The organism is uncultured Victivallis sp. (assembly GCA_944389935.1).
Lineage (GTDB): Bacteria > Verrucomicrobiota > Lentisphaeria > Victivallales > Victivallaceae > Victivallis.
Genome location: CALXOE010000039.1, coordinates 1 through 14,144 on the forward strand (window position 1 = coordinate 1; position 14,144 = coordinate 14,144).

Consider the following 14,144-nt stretch of genomic DNA (forward strand, 5'->3'; position numbering starts at 1 on the left):
CTCTCTCCGCTGGCGATGGACAACATCATTTATCAGGTGCACATGTATCACCCGGGGCAGTTCACCCATCAGCTTGTGGGCAACAATTTCGGAGAACAGGGGACGGTGCGGCTGGTCCGCTATCCGGGACAGATGGGCGGAGAATTCTGGGATAAGGAAATGATCCGCAAACGTTTGCAGGCGGTGCGCGACTTTCAGCTCCGGCACAACGCCAGAATCTACGTCGGAGAGTTTTCGGCTGTTGTCTGGGCGCCCGGCGCCGCGGATTACCTGCGCGACTGCATCGACATCTTTGAAGAGTACGGCTGGGACTGGAGTTACCATGCGTTCCGCGAATGGAGCGGCTGGAGTCTCGAGCATGAGGGGGAACCCGGCAAACCCCTCCGGCCCTCCGCCGACAACGACCGCAAACGGGTTATGCTTGAGGCGTTCCGGAAGAATCGCGGCAACTGATTTCCGGAATCCGGTGGAGTTACTCCGCTCCGCCGTTTCCGCCGTTTTCGTGGTTTTGATCCCGGGAGACGAGTTCGCAGAGCGGTGCGAAGAACGGGTGTTCGCAATTGGCGGAGAAGTTGATGCGGTTTCCGTCGCTGTTCTGCCGGACGAGTCCGAGTTCGAGCAGCGTGCGCAGTTCGCGGTGGACGACCGGGGCGCTGAACCCCGCTTCGCGCGCGAGTCGACGCAGATAGATCGAGGGATTTTCCGGCGTGAAGAGCCGTTTCAGGATTTCGGCGCGGCTTTTTGAACCGATGAGTTTGTCGAGCATGGGAAGTTCTCCTTGTCTGGTTGTGAAATCGTTTGTCGGCGATGGATCTCCGCGGCGAGTTCGGCGAGCGTTCCGTTCAGAAGTTTCGCCGCGTCGCCGTCCGGAATCCGGATCGAAAAGCGCTGTTCCAGCGTGAGGATGAATTCCACATCATCCATCGAGTCGAATTCGCCGTTGACGAGCAGCGCGACCGGGTCTTCCGGATAGCACATCATGGAATACCCGCGCCCCGTGACTTCGGCGGCCGTGTCGCGGACCGCCATCGCGATGACCGCCTCTTCCAGGCTCGGCCAGTAACTGCTGAAGAGCGTCTCGGAAAAGAGCGGCCGCCGTGCGTATTCCTCTTCAAAAATCTCCTGTACATCCGGATTTTTTCCGGCACGGGAAAGGTCTCGCAGTTTTCTTACACCATTTGACAGAGGCGGAGCCGGACGGGATTCCGCCGGGGGCAGCTCTCCCGGAGCGGGAGTCCTGCGTTCGGTGATTCTCCGATGGTTGTTCAGAAGCAGAACCGCCTCTCCGATGGTGGGATGGAAATCGATCGGATCGAAGTCGAGGGTTTCGCAGAGTTCCGCATATTGCCGGAAGCCGTTCTTTCCGGCTGTGAGCAGCAAAGAATCCTGCGGCAGTGTGAGAAAATGAAAATCCGCCCGGCACGCGAATTCGCAGGCTGTCCGAGCTTCCGATTCCGATCCGAAACAGCGGCAGAAACGAGCGAGATCCTCCGGACGATCGGGCGAGAAAGGGGGCCGGTGATCGGCCGCGGCCAGGCGCGTTCCCTCATCCGCCGCTGCCCGGAGGAGTCTCTCCTGCCGCCGTTCCCGGGAGCGTTCGCCGAGGGCAACCAGAAACGCGACGATCGTCCAGACCGCCCCCGTGATGGTCAGGAAAGGCAGCCCGTTTTTCGAGTGCTGAAGCTGATCCATGAAGAGAATTGACAGCACTCCCGCGGGGACGACGAGACACCCCGTCAGCAGTGAGTGGCTGAGTTTCCGGTACGAATAAAGCTCGATGGCGAATCCTGCCAGTTCCCGTTCAAAGCGTTCCGCGCGGATCGGGTGAAATTCCTGTTCCGGTTCCGCTCCGAATGGAATCGGGCAGGGGAGTCTTTCCGGTTCGACTCTCTCCGCCTGTTTCACCTGTTTCCGCTTCCGGTACAGCAGCAGCCCGCCGATCAGAATTCCGACGGCGATGTATGTCGCGATCAGCGATGGATTCCCGATATCCCATGCGAGACACCACAGGGTGAATGCCCCCGCAATCATGACTTTCCGGAATGCTCTCATTACCGTGGCCTCAATGAATTCATATTTGTTATCATTAAGATAACGTTTGTTATCAAAAAAGCAAGTAAAGAGAGAAAAAAATCGATGATTCGGAGAAAATCGGGGAGGGGTATAAAAAAACCGGGCGGAAAATCCGTCCGGTTTCAGGTGAATTGCCGGTTTATGCGTTCTTCAGCGCATCGAGCAGCTTCGGCTTGCTCTGGACGCCGGAGAGATCCTTGACGATCTCGCCGTCCTTGTAAATGAAGATGCGCGGAATGTTCATCACTTCAAAGCGAACTGCCAGATCCTTGTTGTCATCGATGTTGACCTTGCCGATGACGACGTTTTCGGGAGCTTCCTTGGCAACCTGTTCGAGGATGGTTCCGAGCATGCGGCACGGATTGCACCACGGTGCCCAGAAGTCGACGAGGACGACTCCGGATTTCACGGTTTCGTCATAGTTCGCGGCGTTGAGTTCTCTGATTTCAGCCATTCTCCTGTCTCCTCCATGATTGGATTTCCCGCGGCCGCGCGCGACCTGCGGAGTTTCATTGCAGAAATCAATATAGCATGAATTCGGAAAAATCAAAGGGGAGGAGAGTCAATTTTTTTTGTCGGCGCGGTAAGTGTGTCAGGTTGTCATGGGGTGTGACAAAATGGCGCGTGACAGGTGAGACACGCCGCGTCTGTCGTGATCGTTTCTCCGCGAAACGGAGGGAAAATCGAAAGTTGGCACGCTCTTTGCTCTATTCCGGAAACGTCATTTCAAAATGAAAAAAAATTTATTCCGAAGGAGGATTGATTATGGGTAAAATTTTAGGGATTGACCTCGGAACCACGAACAGCTGCATGGCAGTCATGGATCATGGCGAGTACAAGATTATTCCGAATGCGGAGGGTAACCGCACGACTCCGTCGATCGTGGCGTTCACCAAGACCGGCGAGCGTCTGATCGGTCAGACGGCGAAACGGCAGGCGGTGACCAATCCGAAGAACACGATTTTCTCAATCAAGCGTCTGATGGGGCGCAAATTCAGCGAAGTCGGGCGTGAGCGTGAACTCGTTCCGTACGAGATCGTCGCGGCGGCGAACGGCGACGCGGCCGTGAAAGTCGGCGACAAGGTTTACTCTCCGCCGGAGATTTCCGCAATGATTCTGCAGAAGCTCAAGACCGATGCGGAAGCGTACCTCGGCGAGCCGGTCACGCAGGCGGTCATCACCGTCCCGGCCTACTTCAACGACAGTCAGCGGCAGGCAACCAAGGACGCCGGCAAGATTGCGGGTCTGGAAGTGCTCCGCATCATCAACGAACCGACTGCTGCGGCTCTGGCCTATGGTCTTGAGAAGAAATCCGATGAAACCGTTGCGGTCTACGACCTCGGCGGCGGTACGTTCGATATCTCGATCCTCGAGATCGGCGATGGTGTCTTTGAGGTGAAAGCGACCAACGGTGATACTCACCTCGGCGGTGACGACTTCGACCAGGCGGTCATCAATTACCTGGCGGACGAGTTCCAGAAAGAGAACGGCGTCGACCTGCGCAAGGATCCTCAGGCGCTTCAGCGTCTGAAAGAGGCTGCGGAAAAGGCGAAATGCGAATTGTCCAGCAGCATGAGTACCGATGTCAATCTGCCGTTCATCACGATGAACCAGGATGGCCCGGTGCACATGAACATCACGCTGACTCGTGCGCAGCTTGAGAAACTTTGCGATCCTCTTCTCGAGCGGACGAAGAAACCGTGTATCGCCTGTATGAACGATGCCGGGATCTCCTCCGACAAGATCCGCGAGGTCATTCTGGTTGGCGGCATGACCCGTATGCCGAAAGTGCAGGACGAGGCGAAAGCGATTTTCAACCGCGATCCGCACAAAGGCGTGAACCCGGATGAGGTCGTCGCGGCGGGCGCTGCAATTCAGGGCGGCGTGCTCGGTGGCGAGGTGAACGATGTTCTGTTGCTCGACGTGACTCCGCTGTCGCTCGGTATCGAGACGATGGGCGGTGTGATGACGAAACTCATCGACCGGAACACCACGATCCCGACCAAGAAGAGCCAGATCTTCAGTACGGCTGCTGACAATCAGCCGGCGGTGGACGTCCGAGTTCTTCAGGGCGAGCGTGAGCTGGCGAAAGATAACAAGTCGCTCGGGCTCTTCAAGCTTGACGGGATTGCTCCGGCGCCGCGCGGTGTGCCGCAGATCGAAGTCACATTCGATATCGACGCGAACGGCATTCTGCATGTGACCGCGAAAGATCTCGGCACCGGCAAGGAGCAGAAGATCACGATCACCGCTTCGAGCGGCCTCTCGGACGCCGAGGTCGAGCGCATGGTCAACGAGGCCAAGGCGCACGCCGAGGACGACAAGAACGCCAAGGAGCGGATCGAGACGAAGAACCATGCCGATTCCCTGGTCTATCAGACTGAGAAACAGCTCAAGGAGTTCGGTGACAAGATTCCGGCTGATGTCAAGGGCCAGATCGAGGGCGCCGTGGCCAAGGTCAAGAAAGAGATCGAGGCCGACAACGTGCCGGGCATGAAGTCCGCGTGCGAGGAGCTCGAAGGGCTACTGCAGAAGATCGGCGAAGCGGTTTATGCGGCGCAGCAGCAACAGCAGGCTGCCGGCGGGACCGGAGCTTCGCAGAATGCGGGAACGCAGCAGAAGAATGGTGACGACGAAGGCGTGGTTGACGCCGAAGTGGTCGAGTAAGAGTACTGAGCCCCGGAGCCGGAGGCGGATGCTTCCGGAGCCGGGGAGATTATTTTGAATAAAAAGAACGAATTTAAGTTCCAACCAACCAAATAAGGAGAGTCAGAAATGGCAAAAGTCAACATCAAGCCGCTTGGCGACCGGGTCCTGCTTGAGATCTGTGAGTGCAAGGACGAGATGAAAGGTGGAATTCTCATCCCGGATACCGCGAAAGAGAAGCCGCAGGAATATAAAGTGATCGCGCTTGGAACCGGTAAAACCGATGACAACGGCAAGAAGATTCCGTTCGACGTGAAAGTCGGCGACATTGTCCTGACCAGCCGTTACGGCGGGACCGAGGTCAAGGTCGATGGAAACGAGTACAAAGTCGTCAACCAGGACGACATTCTCGCGGTTGTCGGCTGAGCGATTGATCGCTTTTACGTGATCTGACAAAGTAGAATAATTTCAGGAGTAACCCATTATTATGGCTAAGCAGCTTATTTTTTCGGAAGAGGCCCGTCGCGGGATTCTCGAAGGCGTCACCTTGCTGAGCAAGGCGGTCAAGGCAACTCTCGGCCCGAAAGGCCGGAACGTTGTAATTGATAAGAAATTCGGCGCACCCGCCATCACGAAAGACGGTGTGACCGTTGCGAAAGAGATCGAACTGAAGTGTCCGTACGCGAACATGGGCGCTCAGATGGTCAAGGAAGTGGCCAGCAAGACGAACGACGTCGCCGGCGACGGTACGACCACCGCGACGGTTCTGGCCGAGGCGATCTATCGCGAGGGTCTCAAGAACGTCACCGCGGGCAGCAATCCGATGGAACTCAAGCGCGGCATTGAAAAGGCGGTCGAGACCGTCGTCGCTGAGATCGCGAAGATGAGCGTCGGAGTGAAAGATCAGATTGCGCAGGTCGCAACCATCTCCGCCAACGGTGATGAGACGATCGGCAAGATCATCGCCGAGGCGATGGACAAGGTCGGCCAGGAGGGCACGATCACGGTCGAAGAGGCCAAAACTCTGGAAACCACGCTCGACGTGGTCGAGGGCATGCAGTTCGACAAGGGGTATCTGTCACCCTACTTCGCGACGAACACCGAGTCGATGGAAGCGGTTCTCGAGGACGCCTACGTCCTGATCCATGAGAAGAAGATCAGCAATCTCAATGACATGCTTCCGCTGCTGCAGGCGGTTGCGAAAGAGGGCAAGCCGCTCCTCATTATCGCGGAGGATGTCGAGGGCGAGGCGCTTGCCACGCTCGTCATCAACAGCATGCGCGGTATTCTCAAGGTGTGTGCGGTGAAAGCGCCGGGATTCGGTGACCGTCGCAAGGCGATGCTGCAGGATATCGCGATCCTGACCGGCGGCACCTGCGTGACCGAAGATCTCGGTATCAAGCTTGAAAATGTGACCCTCGCTCAGCTCGGCAAAGCCAAACGTGTCACGGTCACCAAGGAGACCACCACGATCGTCGAGGGCGCCGGTACGCAGAAAGCGATTATGGGTCGTGTCGCGCAGATCCGTCGCGAAATCGAAGAGACCACCAGCGACTATGATCGTGAGAAGCTCCAGGAGCGTCTCGCGAAGCTGGCTGGCGGCGTGGCCGTCATCAGCGTCGGTGCTGCGACCGAGGTCGAGATGAAAGAGAAGAAAGACCGTGTCGACGATGCTCTGCATGCTACCCGCGCCGCGGTTGAGGAAGGCATTGTCGCTGGCGGCGGTGTTGCGCTGGTCCGTGCGGCTGCCGCGATCAGCAAGCTCAAGCTCTCCGGCGACGAGGCCACTGGTGCCGCGATCGTCGAGCGCGCGGTTGAAGAGCCGCTGCGTCAGCTCGCCGCGAACGGCGGCTACGAGGGCAGTGTCGTGGTTGAGCGCGTGAAAGAGGCCAAGGGCAACGTCGGCTTCAACGTCGCGACCGGCGAATATGTCGACATGATCAAGACCGGTATTCTCGATCCGGCGAAGGTCACCCGTTCGGCGCTGCAGAACGCGGCCTCGGTCGCAAGTCTGCTGCTGACCACGGAGTGCCTGATCACGGACATCAAGGAAGAGAAAGAACCCGCGATGCCTCCGGCCGGCGGCATGGGCGGAATGGGCGGAATGATGTAAGTTTCGTCTGAACTTTCTGAAGAGCGCACTCCGGAAACGGGGTGCGCTTTTTTGCATTTCAGGAATGTTGCGGTTATATTATAAGGACCGGCGTGCGGTGAAACGGGTTTGCCGCGTTCCGGTGGAGATGTGAATGCAACAGAGGAAATTCCCGATATGTTTGAAATTGAAATTGACCGCACGTTTTCAGCGGCGCACCAGCTGCGCGGCTACAATGGAGACTGCTGCAAGCTGCACGGACACAACTACAAGGTGACGGTCGTCGTTCGTTCGGAGGAGCTCGACGAGATCGGCATCGCCCTCGACTTCAAGAAACTCAAGAGCGAACTCGACGCGCTTTTGGCGGAGTATGACCACACGAATCTCTCGGAGCTGCCGGAGTTTCAGACGATCAATCCGACCAGTGAAAACCTCGCACGCACGATCTACCGCAAGATCGGCGCGAAGATGAATGGCGGTTCGATCCAGGTTCACCGGGTGCGCATCGGGGAGTCGGATCACTCGGCCGTCACCTATTTCGAGGAGTAAATGCCCGTGCATCTGGTGGAATCGTTCACAAGTCTGCAGGGGGAGTCAACCCATGCGGGGCGAGTGTGCCACTTTCTGCGTCTCGCCGGATGTAATCTCGACTGCAGCTATTGCGATACGCGCTACGGCCGCAGCTTTGAAGCGGGGAGGCCGGCTGCGGTCGATGAACTTGTGAAACTCGCTCTCGACTCCGGCGTAAAACTCGTCGAAATCACCGGCGGCGAGCCGCTGGCGACGCCCGAGACGCCGGAACTCTGCCGACGGCTGCTCGATGCGGGATTTGAGGTGCTGCTCGAGACGAACGGATCGTTTTCGATCGCCGCAGTTCCGCGGGAAGTCCGTAAGATTCTCGACTGCAAACTTCCCGGGTCCGGCATGTTCGCCGCGAACGATTTCGTGAATTACGAGCTGCTGGCTCCGCATGACGAGATCAAATTCGTGATTTCCGACCGCATCGATTTCGACTGCATGCTCGAGGTGATCCGGAAGTATGATCTCGAGCGGAAGTGTCGGAATCTGCTCGCCAGCCCCGTGTGGGGAAGGGTGGAATTCGCCGCACTCGCGGCATGGATCGTCGACGCCCGGGCGCCGGTGCGCATGCAGTTGCAGATGCACAAACAGATCTGGGGAGACCGGCCCGGCGTCTGAGCTGGCCGCTTTTCAGAGTTTCTTCCGCAGCGTATCGAAGAGCGGCAGAAACTCTTCCGGCGTATGAAACGGATGTTCCGATCCGGCGGGAGACTCTCCGGCCGCTGGTTCGAGCAGTTGGACGTCATACTCCCGGGCGAGACGGCGGAGCGATTTCTGCAGCTCGCGCTGCGCTTCCTCCTCCCCGGGACGGACCGGGGCAGGGATGAGATAGATCGCATGCAGTTTCCGGTTTCTCCGGAGTTTTTCAAGAATCGCTGCAATATACCGGTCTCGCATCCACGGTTCTATGGTGCCCATATGATACAAGCAGGGCAGAAAGAGGATGGCATGGTCCGCTGTGCTGCTGCCGATCCGGTCGAGCAATTCCGGCAGATTATCGCGCAGCGGAACTTCAGAGTCCCGGAACGGAACGAACTCGATGGTCTGATTTTCCTTGATTTGCAGCTGTTCTCCGGCGGTGGCGGCAAAGCCGTCGATCGATTCCGCAATCATCAGAAGTTTGCGGCAGGGAACGAGTTCATCGCCGATTTTGCGGGGGAGTTCCCAGTTGCGGATGTCGCTGAGTTTCGGGCGGTGAAGCACGAGAACGGTGTTGTCCGCATCCGTCTGCCGGGCGAGATCTTCCGCCGCTACCGGCAGAACGCGGAGACGCTTACGGTCGAACTGGAAGTTTTCAATATCGAGCCGGATGTCGACCGATTCCGTTTTCTTCAGTCGTCGCGCGGGGAGGGTGATCGTATCTTTGCGGTAGACGTCCGCCGCGGCCCGGTTGAACCGCTCATCGGGTTTGGCGGGGAGGCGAACCCGGCGCAGCTCCTGCGCTTTCCCGTCGACGGCGATATCGAGCTGTGCCTCGACCTCGAGCGGGAGGCGCGAGATGGTTTCCGCCGAGATGGAAAGTGTCTCGTCGTCGTAGATGATTTCCGGCGCCCAGAGTCTGAGCTGGAGATCGGGTCTGAGTTCGACCAGATCGGCGCGATAATCCGAGTTGAGCACCGGCAACCGGGTTTCGGGCTGGCCGATGCGCCGGAACGAAAGGGCGGTTTCCGGGGTATTGCCCGGGATCACGGCGGTCGAAAGTTCGTCCAGAGGCCTCCACGGAGAATCTCCGAGCTGCCACTCTAGTTCGTCCCGTGATGTCATGAAGTCGAAATTCTCGAGCGGAATGCTGGATTGCTTGTCCGTGTAGATCAGATAGTGACCGCGCCGCGACAGCAATGGATAGGAAACGCCTTTCTGATTCTCCAGCCCGGTCGGTGTTGCGGGACGCGCGGGGGTGAAGTGTTCCGCCGCGAGAAGTCGGAACTCCCCTTTCTCCGCCGGGCGCATGTGCAGGGTCATCTGACTGTAACCGCTGTTCAGACGGTAGAAGAGCTCAAAAGGAACGCTCCCTTTTTTGAGGCTCTGTTTGACGGTGACCGTTTCCGCCGGCTGGGAGCCGTTCGCATTGACGCGGCGGGCGATGACTTTCCCGTCGAGTTTCAGCAGTGCGAGGGAGTTCGAGAGAAGTCTGAACTCATATTCTCCCTCTTCCGGAACCTCGAGAAAGCCGGAGAAGCGGGCCGAATAGTGTTCCGAGGTTTCCGGCGGGCGTACGACGAGCTGCACTTCGGTCGCGATGAATTCGCGCGGATTTCTCCACCCCGCGACGCCGAGCAGGTCATTTTCCGCACCGTGTTCCATGTCTTTGCGCGCCTGGGCATACTGACCGTTGATGCGGGTGATCTCACGCTTCATGTATAGAAGATGATTTTTTATCTGATTTTTCCGCGAGGCGTTGAAGCGGCGCATGCGTTCGCAGTACGGATAGCCGTTGAGTTCGGACGCCGCGCGCAGCCACTGCCCCTTGTTCCTGGTATGGAGTCGCTTGAAGAGATTTCTGTAATTCTTGTAGTATTGCGGGAATTTCGGAACGCCGCGCGGCGGCTCGAAGCCGGTGACCGCCTGACGCAGGATGATGAACGGACGGTTGTAGAAGTTTCGCGTGTGCCAGCGGTTGGCGCGCGTGATCTCCATATTGCGCCGGTTCAGAAACTCCTGCGGCGTACAGGGGCGGTCGCCTCCCCAGTAGAAATTCAGCTTCAACCGCTGCTCGGGAGGGCGTTCCCCGGACTCTCCGGTCCACGTATCAAAGGGCTGTCTGGCCGGATAGCCGAAGTAGATGTCGAAACGCTTCGCTTCCGGTGCCGGGGCGATCGAGAGCGAGAAGTTGTCATGCAGCTGGTACGCGACCGGTTTGCCCGCGTCATCGAATACCCGCACCCCGTTTGAGGGCAGAACCGGCAGCACGAGCCGTCGCAGGTCGATGCTGGAAGCCTCTGCCGGACGTTCCGGCACAGCGGTGAGCCGGAATTCCGCCTCCGGCTGCAGCCACTTGTGTTCTGCCGGGGCTGGTGATTCCGGCAGAGCCGCGGCTGTTTCTGGCGCGGGCGCAGCAAACACTGCGGATAGCGGCAGCAGGAGGGAAAGGCAGAAAGGCAGGACACGCATCACGGTTTCTCCTGTTCGAGTTTGAATGCCAGATCGATCCGGAATGGCGGCGCCGCGATGGTAACGGGTTTCCCCGCTTCGACCTTGACGACGGAAGAGGCTGTTTCCGCATACGGCAGAGTCGAATACCAGCGGAGGCGGTAATTGCCCGTTTCAAGCAGTTTGGTATCGAGCCGGAGCGTGAGGTCTTTCACTTCCGGAACGGTGTTTGCGTCGTCGGGATAACGCTGGGTCGCACCATGATTGAAAACCCAGCCGTAGGCGGCGCCGGGCTTTGCGAGCGCCATGGCCATGTAACGCTGATCTTTCGGCGGCGCGGGAACCGTGACCGGCGCAGAGGGCAGATAATCAATCTGGTCGGAACGCAGATCGATTCCCTGCAGGAACCGGGAAAAGGCGAGATAATGGTCGTAACGGTTGTTCAGATGAACGAAGTCGTGCCACCAGAGGAACGGAGTTCCCGCAAGCCGGGCGAAAAGAGAGCCCCAGAGACCGCAATGGATATCCCCGGTCATCTGTTCCGGGGAGCTGCCCGATGGGTTGCCGCCGTACTCGGTGATGAGCTGCGGTTTCCCGTGCTTCATGTTGTTGCAGTAGTCGCGCAGATGTTCGGCGAGGTGCTGGGACGGATTGCGGTAGGCGTCCCCCGCCAGATGGGTGATGGCAGGCTGTTGAAAGAGTTGAATGAGCCCGAGCAGATTATGAAATTCACTGCACACGTGAGTCGAGACCAGCCAGTTGATCTGCGACCAGTCGCGCAGTTCGGTTGCGGCTTTCTGGTGCCATTTCTGGACCGAGCCATCCTGGTAACGTTCGCGCATCTGGCTCGTGAGGTCGACTTCGCTCCAGAGTTCGACCGCCATGATTCCCGGGGTCGCTCCCCAGCGGGCGGCAATGTAGCGTGCGCGCCTCGAATTGTTCTCGATGGCCGGTTCGTAGCGGAAGAAGTCACCCGGAATCTTCAGAAACCCCCCGTTGGCGGCGGCGTACTCCGCGCCGGAGTTGATCGGATTTTCGCGCCATTCAGGGTCGGAGGTGTCTGAAAGTCGTCCGTGGTTGTCGATGATGAGATTCACCAGAACGCCGTTCCGGTTGGCCGTGTCGATCACGTGGTCAAGCCGCCATGCCGCTTCCGTGTTGTAACGGCCGACGCCGTAATAGCCGCTGCGCCCCGCATCGTGTTCAAGTGCGAACGTCCAGCCGGCCATCCAGACTTCGACGGCGTTGATTCCGGATTTCCCGCACGCCTCGAGATAGTCGTCGTAGTCGTAGGTGCCGCGGTCCGGCAGATGGCCGAAGTTGAAACCGATTTCGCTGCGGCGGTCGGTGTTCGTATGGATGTTCAGCCCGATCGGGAAGAAGAATTCCCCGGTGGAATATTCAAAGTAACAGGGATTCTTCGTCGATACCCGGATGGGGCCGGGGAGTTGCGACGGCGTCGCGGTGAAGCTGCGCCACTCGCTTGCGATTTCCTCATTGGCGCGCACATCTTTCACCACGAGCCGGAGCTGATGTTCTCCCGGTACGAGCGGCGTGAAGCGGATCTCCCAGAATCCGGAACCGACGGGCCGCGTGATTTCGCGCGTAAAGTGACGTGTCCGGACGTAGTCGCGCGACCAGAAACCGGGATAACGGCGGATTTTGCCGTCCGGGGTCTTGAGTTCATAATCGACCGTCACCTCCCGCGGGTCATAGGGGTTGAAGAACTCCCGGGCGAGACGGAAGCGGGAGCTGACGCGCCGGTTCACCTCGCCGGATTGCGGCAGCTTCCAGTCGATGATCGACAGCGGCTGTTGTTCGCGTTGTCCCGAGAGCGCAAGATTGCGGCATTCAAACGTGAATTTCCGGGGATCGGTGCCGTAGAGCGAAATTCCCGCCGAAAAGAGCCGGGTTGCCGCCTCCGCGTCGAAGATCGCATCGTGCCCGACCCCATGCCAGTTGCGCCCGCTCCGGTCGAGGCGGATGCTGATCTTTTTCCATTCCCCCGGAATGAACGTGAACTCTTCGATGCTCTGAAACCAGAGCCCCTCCTTGTCCTTGAAGAACATCACCCCTTTGACCGGCTCCGGCGAATCGGCTGTCACCAATGCCTCCAGTTCGATCTTCCGGGCATCAAATGCGGAACGTTGCGGGCGGAATTTCAGGCGATCCGGCTCGAGGTAGAGCTGAGCTCCGCCGGGGAACTCCACTTCGATCTTCGGTTTGTCGGGCTCGACGAACTTCGCACCGTCGGCACGCCAGACGCCGTCGATGGCCGAAACCAGCAACGGCAGGGCGAAAACGATCACTCCCGGCAACCATCTCATGGCTCATCGAGCTCCCTGAGGGCGCGGTTGCCCGGACTGCGGGCGGCGTCGCGGCGGATTGCATCGAGCGCGCGGATGCTTTTTTCCAGTTTCGCATTGCCCGCCGCGGGAGGCGTAACCAGCCCGGTCTCCTCGAGTTTCGCCAGCGCGTCGCAGACGGTATAATGTTCCGAGGGGTGGGCGGGCAGATAGTCCGGAGCGGTGTTGTCATTCTCAATTTTATAAAGCATGCCGGCTTCGACGAGTTCGTCGAGCATGGAGAGTGTGAGAACCTGTGGAAGAGGGAGTTCATCGAGAATGGTCTCCTCGTTGACCGCTCCCTGATCCCGATCGAAATTGCCGAAAACTTTCCCGAGGATCAGCAACTGGTATTCGAGTCGCAGTTTCCGGCTGATTTTGACTTTCCCGAGCCGGTCGAAGAGTCCGCTGCCGATGTGCTGGTGGACGAACGACACCTCCGCTCCGAAAAGTGCGATCTGCCACGAGAGTTTCAGCCAGATCAGAAAGAGCGGCAGTACCGCGAAACTGCCGTACACCTTGTTGTACTGGTAGATCCGGGTCTGCAGAATGATGAATCCGTCCTGCAGCAGCTGAAACAGCACACCTGCGACGACTCCGCCGATCAGGGCGGACCGGAACCGCACGCGCGTATTCGGCGCAATGAGGTAGATCGCCGCGAACGTCAGCACAATGAGCACGAGAGGCGAAAGATCGACGGCCAGCGAGTAGAGCAGCGCCCCGAGAACTCCGGCACCGGCTCCTTCGCCGATGATCCGCCGCAGCACCGGCGCCGCACTCGAGAGCAGGACGATGAGGAACGGAGTGATCAGAATCAAGGCGAGATAATCACTCAGCCGCCGGAAAAAATTCCCGTGCGCCGGCAGATTCCAGATCGCATTGAACGACTTCTCAACGTTGTTCGCCAGCCACATGACCGTCCAGAACAGCACGATCACACCGGCCCCCGCGATGACGCCGCTCTGCGTCTGCTGCAGTGTGGAGTCGGCGAACTGATAGATCCACGCGAGGATCTCCCGTTGATTGGCGAGCTTTTCGCTCAGGATCTCCTGCAGTTTCTCCTGCAGTGCGAATCCCTTGGCGATGCCGAACGCGAGCGCGAGCATCGGCACAATGGCGAAGAGCGTGTAATACGTGAGCGCGACGGCCCGGAGACTGTTCCGATCCGCCGTGAACCTCCGGGCGGCGAGCCAGAGCAGCCGGGCGAACTTCCCGGCCGGCCAGAGCTCCCGGTAGGAGCGGTCGGAGCCCGCGATGTAATGAGCGAGCAACTGCTTGATTTTTCCGGTACGCATTCGATCCCCCCGTCGCTGCTCCCG

The 14,144-nt window shown here is 58.8% G+C and carries 12 protein-coding genes; 6 read left to right on the forward strand and 6 right to left on the reverse strand.

Annotated features, from left to right (window positions below; translation table 11 throughout):
- Positions 1-453 (forward strand): cellulase family glycosylhydrolase (locus tag Q0J85_RS11375; RefSeq protein ID WP_294481587.1); only part of this gene is annotated, 453 nt, incomplete at its 5' end.
- A gap of 19 nt (positions 454-472) precedes the next feature.
- Here the strand turns inward: Q0J85_RS11375 and Q0J85_RS11380 are convergent.
- From Q0J85_RS11380 to trxA, 3 genes are all read right to left on the reverse strand, one after another.
- The gene (locus tag Q0J85_RS11380; protein ID WP_294481590.1) at positions 473-766 is read right to left on the reverse strand and encodes a helix-turn-helix domain-containing protein; all 294 of its coding nucleotides are present in this window, start codon (positions 764-766) and stop codon (positions 473-475) included.
- A complete protein-coding gene (locus tag Q0J85_RS11385; protein ID WP_294481592.1) occupies positions 721-2,052 on the reverse strand; it encodes an acyl carrier protein in 1,332 nt (443 codons plus the stop codon). The genes Q0J85_RS11380 and Q0J85_RS11385 overlap by 46 nt, the downstream gene beginning before the upstream one ends.
- Positions 2,053-2,212: 160 nt before the next feature.
- Entirely contained in the window at positions 2,213-2,527 is a 315-nt protein-coding gene (trxA, locus tag Q0J85_RS11390) for a thioredoxin (RefSeq protein ID WP_294481595.1), read from the reverse strand.
- Between the two features lie 311 nt (positions 2,528-2,838).
- On the opposite strand from trxA, the gene dnaK reads away from it, so the two are divergent.
- The 5 genes from dnaK (at position 2,839) to Q0J85_RS11415 (ending at position 8,008) form a co-directional block, all read left to right on the forward strand.
- Positions 2,839-4,740, forward strand: coding sequence for a molecular chaperone DnaK (gene dnaK, locus Q0J85_RS11395; protein ID WP_294481597.1), 1,902 nt, complete (start codon positions 2,839-2,841; stop codon positions 4,738-4,740).
- 108 nt (positions 4,741-4,848) lie between these two features.
- A complete protein-coding gene (gene groES / locus Q0J85_RS11400; RefSeq protein ID WP_294481600.1) occupies positions 4,849-5,145 on the forward strand; it encodes a co-chaperone GroES in 297 nt (98 codons plus the stop codon).
- 61 nt (positions 5,146-5,206) lie between these two features.
- Positions 5,207-6,832 carry a chaperonin GroEL gene (gene groL / locus Q0J85_RS11405; protein ID WP_367274647.1) on the forward strand — a complete coding sequence of 542 codons (1,626 nt, stop codon included), beginning with the start codon at positions 5,207-5,209 and terminating at the stop codon, positions 6,830-6,832.
- 156 nt (positions 6,833-6,988) lie between these two features.
- Positions 6,989-7,360 (forward strand): 6-carboxytetrahydropterin synthase QueD, encoded by a 372-nt coding sequence (gene queD / locus Q0J85_RS11410; RefSeq protein WP_294481603.1) that lies wholly within the window; start codon positions 6,989-6,991, stop codon positions 7,358-7,360.
- Complete coding sequence (locus tag Q0J85_RS11415; protein WP_294481606.1) at positions 7,361-8,008, forward strand: radical SAM protein; 648 nt, start codon at positions 7,361-7,363, stop codon at positions 8,006-8,008.
- Between the two features lie 12 nt (positions 8,009-8,020).
- On the opposite strand, the gene Q0J85_RS11420 is transcribed toward Q0J85_RS11415, so the two are convergent.
- The 3 genes from Q0J85_RS11420 to Q0J85_RS11430 are packed head-to-tail and all read right to left on the reverse strand — an operon-like array spanning position 8,021 to position 14,120.
- Entirely contained in the window at positions 8,021-10,501 is a 2,481-nt protein-coding gene (locus Q0J85_RS11420; protein WP_294481608.1) for a PA14 domain-containing protein, read from the reverse strand.
- A complete protein-coding gene (locus tag Q0J85_RS11425) occupies positions 10,501-12,807 on the reverse strand; it encodes a hypothetical protein (RefSeq protein WP_294481611.1) in 2,307 nt (768 codons plus the stop codon). The genes Q0J85_RS11420 and Q0J85_RS11425 overlap by 1 nt, the downstream gene beginning before the upstream one ends.
- Positions 12,804-14,120: a YihY/virulence factor BrkB family protein gene (locus tag Q0J85_RS11430; protein ID WP_294481615.1), complete on the reverse strand. Its 1,317-nt coding sequence runs from the start codon at positions 14,118-14,120 to the stop codon at positions 12,804-12,806. The genes Q0J85_RS11425 and Q0J85_RS11430 overlap by 4 nt, the downstream gene beginning before the upstream one ends.
- Positions 14,121-14,144: the final 24 nt, after the last annotated feature.

Coding starts and splice junctions, on each gene's coding strand:
- Q0J85_RS11420 (WP_294481608.1), bottom strand. CDS start 10,501: ATGCGTGTCCTGCCTTTCTGCCTTTCCCTCCTGCTGCCGCTATCCGCA.
- queD (WP_294481603.1), top strand. CDS start 6,989: ATGTTTGAAATTGAAATTGACCGCACGTTTTCAGCGGCGCACCAGCTG.
- Q0J85_RS11430 (WP_294481615.1), bottom strand. CDS start 14,120: ATGCGTACCGGAAAAATCAAGCAGTTGCTCGCTCATTACATCGCGGGC.
- Q0J85_RS11380 (WP_294481590.1), bottom strand. CDS start 766: ATGCTCGACAAACTCATCGGTTCAAAAAGCCGCGCCGAAATCCTGAAA.
- Q0J85_RS11425 (WP_294481611.1), bottom strand. CDS start 12,807: ATGAGATGGTTGCCGGGAGTGATCGTTTTCGCCCTGCCGTTGCTGGTT.
- Q0J85_RS11415 (WP_294481606.1), top strand. CDS start 7,361: ATGCCCGTGCATCTGGTGGAATCGTTCACAAGTCTGCAGGGGGAGTCA.
- groES (WP_294481600.1), top strand. CDS start 4,849: ATGGCAAAAGTCAACATCAAGCCGCTTGGCGACCGGGTCCTGCTTGAG.
- dnaK (WP_294481597.1), top strand. CDS start 2,839: ATGGGTAAAATTTTAGGGATTGACCTCGGAACCACGAACAGCTGCATG.
- Q0J85_RS11385 (WP_294481592.1), bottom strand. CDS start 2,052: ATGAGAGCATTCCGGAAAGTCATGATTGCGGGGGCATTCACCCTGTGG.
- groL (WP_367274647.1), top strand. CDS start 5,207: ATGGCTAAGCAGCTTATTTTTTCGGAAGAGGCCCGTCGCGGGATTCTC.
- trxA (WP_294481595.1), bottom strand. CDS start 2,527: ATGGCTGAAATCAGAGAACTCAACGCCGCGAACTATGACGAAACCGTG.